General features: G+C 42.3%; 7 protein-coding genes and 1 pseudogene. All 8 read right to left on the bottom strand.

Annotation, left to right across the window (positions count from 1 at the left end):
- Positions 1-5: 5 nt before the first annotated feature.
- Entirely contained in the window at positions 6-845 is an 840-nt protein-coding gene (locus ACT3SX_RS13585) for a sulfite exporter TauE/SafE family protein (protein ID WP_192519606.1), read from the bottom strand.
- A 101-nt stretch (positions 846-946) separates the two neighbouring features.
- Positions 947-1183, bottom strand: a complete 237-nt coding sequence (gene ccoS, locus ACT3SX_RS13580) for a cbb3-type cytochrome oxidase assembly protein CcoS (protein ID WP_192519607.1) — start codon at positions 1181-1183, stop codon at positions 947-949.
- 139 nt (positions 1184-1322) lie between these two features.
- A complete protein-coding gene (locus ACT3SX_RS13575) occupies positions 1323-1880 on the bottom strand; it encodes a YdcF family protein (protein WP_225739193.1) in 558 nt (185 codons plus the stop codon).
- 220 nt (positions 1881-2100) lie between these two features.
- The gene (gene murB, locus ACT3SX_RS13570) at positions 2101-3246 is read right to left on the bottom strand and encodes a UDP-N-acetylmuramate dehydrogenase (protein ID WP_192519609.1); all 1146 of its coding nucleotides are present in this window, start codon (positions 3244-3246) and stop codon (positions 2101-2103) included.
- A 93-nt stretch (positions 3247-3339) separates the two neighbouring features.
- Positions 3340-3837, bottom strand: coding sequence for a low molecular weight protein-tyrosine-phosphatase (locus ACT3SX_RS13565; RefSeq protein ID WP_192519610.1), 498 nt, complete (start codon positions 3835-3837; stop codon positions 3340-3342).
- A 298-nt stretch (positions 3838-4135) separates the two neighbouring features.
- Positions 4136-4555, bottom strand: coding sequence for an RNA-binding S4 domain-containing protein (locus ACT3SX_RS13560; RefSeq protein WP_192519611.1), 420 nt, complete (start codon positions 4553-4555; stop codon positions 4136-4138).
- Between the two features lie 101 nt (positions 4556-4656).
- Entirely contained in the window at positions 4657-5301 is a 645-nt protein-coding gene (locus ACT3SX_RS13555; RefSeq protein WP_192519612.1) for an FMN-binding negative transcriptional regulator, read from the bottom strand.
- Between the two features lie 28 nt (positions 5302-5329).
- Positions 5330-5467 (bottom strand): annotated as a pseudogene (locus ACT3SX_RS13550) (excalibur calcium-binding domain-containing protein); the annotation flags it as partial.
- Positions 5468-5713: the final 246 nt, after the last annotated feature.

The raw sequence follows: 5713 nt of genomic DNA, 5'->3' as shown, positions 1-5713 counted from the left end.
AAGCTTTAGTGAGCATGTTCCATCGTTTCTTGACTCATATCGTGCATACTATGATCCATACCGTCATGATGGGTCTCATCATCAGATGGCATCATATGATGGTTGCTATGGTCCATAGTGTCACTCATATCCATATGGTCTCCATGCATATGAGACATATCATGCCCACCATGCATAGTGGACATTGCTATTGGTACGACAGCGATAGCCAAACCGGATATTACCATGACAGCGCCATTTAGTTGTCTTAAGCGAAAACGCCCAATTTTGTCACGCAACCAACCAACTGTTTCGTGAGTAGCAACTAGCATAGGTACTGTACCTAAACCAAAAACGAACATAAGTGCTGCGCCACTTAATGGGTTGTGAGCAACAACTGCAATCAGCAGAGCGCCATAAACTAAGCCACAAGGTAAAAACCCCCAAAGTAAGCCAGCGGTTAGGGCACGTGGAAAGGTGTTTAGTGGAAATACTTTTTGGCGAAGTGGGCTCAGGTATTGCCAAAAACGCATGCCAAAACGCTCTAACTTATTTAAAAATGGTGCGCCAAGCATAGTCACACCAACAAATACTAATACCAAGCCTAATAAGATGCGCGGTAGACTATTTCCCATCATTAAAGGTTTGAGTACAGTAGTACCAATCAGTCCAGCGATTAAGCCTAAAAATGCATAACTGGTCAAACGACCTAAATGATAGGTGGCGATAAGGGCACGGCGTTTAGCAGGGCTGGCATCTTTCATTGACAATCCAAACGCTGTCACAAGACCACCACACATGCCCAAGCAATGCGGTGAGCCAAAAAAACCCATTAGTAATGCCGCAATGAGTAATGCTGTAGTCATGGGTTGCTTCTCCTAAAAATAGTAACAGACGAACCTAATTAGATGATGGGTATACGATAAAAACATAGCCGTAAGTCATGTATAGATAAGATAACTTAAGGCTAGATTTTTGGATTATTATCAGTATTACTCATTTCATCATGAGCTGTATCAGTAGGTGTTGGGTGATCATGAGCTTGTATGGTTTGCCTACGCTCTTGACGATCATCTAGTATAATGCGCTGTGATGCGTTGTCTAGATCTTCAAATTGGTTTGACTTTACAGCATAGCGTACCGCCCAAATGGCAACCACAAATAACATAAGACTTAGTGGAATTAATAAGAATATACTGAGCATAAAATGTCTCTTAAATTGCAATTTCTTTGGGCATTATACACCTATTATGAATGTGGTGATGGTTTGTGATGATGAATGTAAAGTGATAGATAGCGAGGACAATGACAATATAGTATGCACTTTACACATGTGCCTAGATTTATTCACTAGATGTCTTTGTCACACTCCCTCTAGGCGTTAATAGTTGCTGTGACGTAACCTCTTGGGCCTGACGACAGTCCATCTGCGGACGTATCACATCACGTAAATAGGCAGCGACTTCATAAACAGCACGTCTTGAATGCGTTAAGTTCTGTGCCGGTTTTTTCCAATCACGGTTGACGGGTAAAGGCGCATCTATTGGTGTGCTATTGATGCCATTAAGCGCAAATTGTCTACGAGCCCGTGCCATATGATAGCTGTCAGTAATCAAATAAACATGTTGTAGTGGAATACGTTTGGCAGTAAAGCGTGCATTTTCGCAGGTATTCATACTGGCATTTTCGCTTATTAATCCATCGATACCGTGTTCGATAAGCCATTGACCAAGCCAAGGCGCTTCAGCACCACTGAGTACGATGGGCAGGGGTAAGTCGTGATATGCACCAGCAGCAGTTTGGGCACGATTGAGACTATAGCTGTTGAGTATGATTTGATTGTTATGGTCATTGGTGAGTCCACCACCTAATACCACGTAAGCGGTAGGAGGTGAATTCATGGCCGTCCCAGATATATGAGGTAGGGGTAGGAGCGTAAACAAATACACAATCGATTGTGAAAATAGTGGTGTAAACAAACTGATTATGATGAGGATAACGGTTGTTGAACCAAGCAAAAAGGTGATGTTGATAATATGAAATAGCCTCATCATACGTTCAGCTGAGCGTAAGTAATACCGCCATAAACGTTTAGATAGTAGCCGCTTAGACCATGAATATTTAGGTCTCATGCTCGTCATACCTTATAGAGCCATCGGTATTTACCCAAACGGGTTCACGTGATAGCTGAATGGCAAATTTATCATAGACTGTATTGGCGATATATCGCTGAGCTGTTGCTACTTGTTGTTGGGTTGCTTGTTGGGGCTTATGATTGGTAAGTACCAATGCTTGCTGCTGATGAGTGACGATTGGGGCAACACCACCGCCTTTTAACCCCGCATGCTCAATGAGCCACCCAGCCGCGACTTTCACCTGATTGTCAGCCATGGAATAGCCAACCATCGTAGGGTAGGTGTTTTTTAAGGTGGTAAATTGCGTTTTCTCGATAATCGGGTTCTGGAAAAAACTACCACAATTGGCCAGATTTTTGGGATCAGGAAGCTTTTGCTGGCGAATCTCTATAATGGCGTGCATTACGTCCATAGGCGTCGCTTGTGTGCGGCCTTGCTGTTCAGCGTAGCGTTGTGCTGCTGCCTGTACATCACCATAATCAGCTAAAATTCTGCTGGCATCTGTATGTAATCTGAACCCCACACGGCTGATAACCCATGTATTTGGTGCGCGCTTAAACATGCTGTCGCGATAGCCAAATTGGCAGTCATTAACCGTCAATTGATGCCATGTTTGGGTGGGCAAGTGATAGGCACGTACGTATTGTAAGTGGTCTTCTAATTGGACACCGTACGCACCGATGTTCTGTACAGGCGCTGCACCAGCCAGCCCTGGTATCAGTGCAAGATTCTCTAGCCCATACCATCCTTGACTGACCGTATGTGTCACCAGGTCATGCCAGTTTTCACCAGCCATCACTTCAATATCGACATGACTGTCCGTTTGAGCCATCAACTTAATACCGCGCATCTGTGGTTGCAGTACAATAGCATCTAGCTGAGCTGGCAGTAGCACATTGCTACCACCTGACAGTACCAATAACGGCTTCTGTTCAGCGTGGTTCTTTACATAACCTGCCATGAACGTATTAAGCTGCACCTCGTCCGTCAATGTCACGACCGTATCGGCGATACAGGCTAATGCCATAGTGTTGCTATGTGACAAATCGACTGAATGACGTTGTAATACGTTGGCTGGCAAGTCAGTGTTAGCCAGATTAGAGTTTAGGTCAAGGCGAGAAACTGAGGTCATAACATAGCCTATAGGGCAAATAGATAATAATTTACATGATGCTCATCATAGAGGATGCAAGATGTAAAAATAGGGGCGATACAGCTTTTAGCGTTAGCGAGCTTTCCAACTTTCAATCCAAGCTTGTGCACTTGATTCTATACGCTTAATGACTTCTTCAAACATATCTTCACCGCCTTTGTAAGGGTCTGGCACGTCATCGCCACCATAAGTTGGATCTTCTTCGCTGAATAAAGCCAGCTTGGCGCTATTACTCTCAGTATCTGCTAAGTCATTCTCAATGGCTTGTAAGTCGGCTAAGTTTTGGGCATCCATTGCTAGGATTAAATCGAAATTACGAAAGTCATCTTCGTTTACTTGGCGGGCAATCAGTTTGTTGATTTTATAGCCATGAGCTTTGGCATGACGTTGCGCGCGTTCATCAGGTGCATGACCAATATGCCAGTCACCAGTACCTGCAGAATCAACTTTTATGGATAATCCGGCAATGGCTGCTTGCTGGCGAAAAATCTCTTCAGCTGTTGGAGAGCGACAAATATTGCCTAAGCAAACCAATAATACAGATGATGGCGTACAGGTTTTCATTATCATAGTATGACCTTGTAGAACAAAAAAACATGCGATAAGAGACCAGCATTATTAGTACGGCTTTTATCAGCATGTTATTGAGTAGGTAAATCGGCTGTCATCGTAACGATTAATGCTTAGAATGGCAAGAGTATAGCCTAAACAATATGATCATCTGATACAGTAATGTTTATAACAATAATCATAAAAACAATATTCATAGCAGTACTTTTTATATGATTTCGCCATATGGTCATCTTCACGTCATGCTGGTTATATCTGCGCTTAGTGCTCTTATATTTAAATTGTCTTTTGTTATTTACTATTGATTGTTTTTGAATCGTTGAAGATCGCGGCGCTCTTTTTTGTTGGGTTTGTTATCAGGGCGTGCAAGATTGGCAAGTTTGCGCTGTTCTGCATAATAAGCACGGCGGTTTATACTTTCTTCAGTTTCTGAATACAATATTTCGGCAGCTGTGGCATTACCACGCTGTGCGCTCAAGGCTTCGACGATGACGGTCTTTTCTGTCATGGCAGTTGCCGAGCCTTGGCGAATGGTTAGCTCATCACCGACCGAAATCTCTTTACTGGTTTTTACGCGGCTACCAGCATAATGTACACGTCCACTTTCGATGGCTTGCTTGGCAAGGGTGCGTGTTCGATAAAACCGTGCTGCCCATAACCATTTATCAAGACGTATTTTAGTCAGTTCTTGATTTTTATTATCCTTGTTATTTTTCATAAAAGTAACTCTATTTTTATTTAAGTTTATTTAAAATGAGATTAGGGCATATTTTCTGATTTCAAATAAGCTTTTAAGTTGGCAAGCATAACGAGCTTAGGTTAACGATTATTATGGTTTGTAACCTTGACGGCCATTGCTGTGGCTTCATTTGTATTTAACGCTTTCAAGCCACTTATTACTCCTGAGAGGTTTTCTGCTGTTTCGTTTTGGCTCAATTTAAATTGAGCCTGTATGGATTCTATGTTGAGTTTAAAACCAATTGTGCCTTGGCACATAGCATCTATATAAGTGATGGGAGCATCTGCTAATGACCAAGGGTTGTCTGAGATGATTTCTTGCTGCGCGGTCATGGTTGCTAGTATCCATTTCAGCGTATCAGTGTCATGCAGCAACTCGATTTGAGATTGGATATGCACACTTTGATAGTTCCACGTGGGGACTTTTTTATGGGTCTTTGCTTTACTGATATACCAGTTGGGACTGATGTAATGCCCGGAATTTTGAAAGATGACTAACCATGAAGTATCTGGTAACACGTTTTGATAAATAGGATTTTTGCGACCCAAATGACCATACAGACATCCGTATTCAGAGAAAGGGTTGTCGCTATGCCAAAACAGAGGTATATGACAGGCTTCGATACCATCCTTGGTTTGGGCAATCAATGTAGCTAATGGGTGGGCTGTGATAAAATCAATAATGTTTTCTAGGTCTTCTTCGGCGAAAGTTGTAGGAGTATGCATTGTATTCTCATTTTATGTTTGATAAAAATCAGTTACACCACTGCTGCTCACAGGGTACTCCATCATGATTACCATCCATTTTAGTGTTAGGACAGTGTTGTATAAAGTAGGTTGCTTCGGCGCATGAGGTCATTTGAGAGCAATGCTGTCGCCCGTCACATGAAAAGCTTTGTGTGGTTACTGGTTGTGACGTTAATGTTGGGTTTACTGTCGAGGCCGATGCTGAACCGAGATCAACGTAGGTTGGCGCTATATCCTCAAAGTCAGTAGATGTAAAAGTGGAGTTAGTCGAAATATCAGATGTAACATCAGAGGTCGATGTACTTATTGAGTTTTTGGGTTTGATAAGCCTATATCCTACAATTACTAACACTAGCAACAATATGAATACCAAAATTTTTTTTAACACTAT

The organism is Psychrobacter sp. AOP31-B2-9, from assembly GCF_052378005.1.
GTDB lineage: Bacteria > Pseudomonadota > Gammaproteobacteria > Pseudomonadales > Moraxellaceae > Psychrobacter.
The sequence above is the reverse complement of the archived record's forward strand: the minus strand, read 5'-3'. Positions and strand labels throughout refer to the sequence as shown.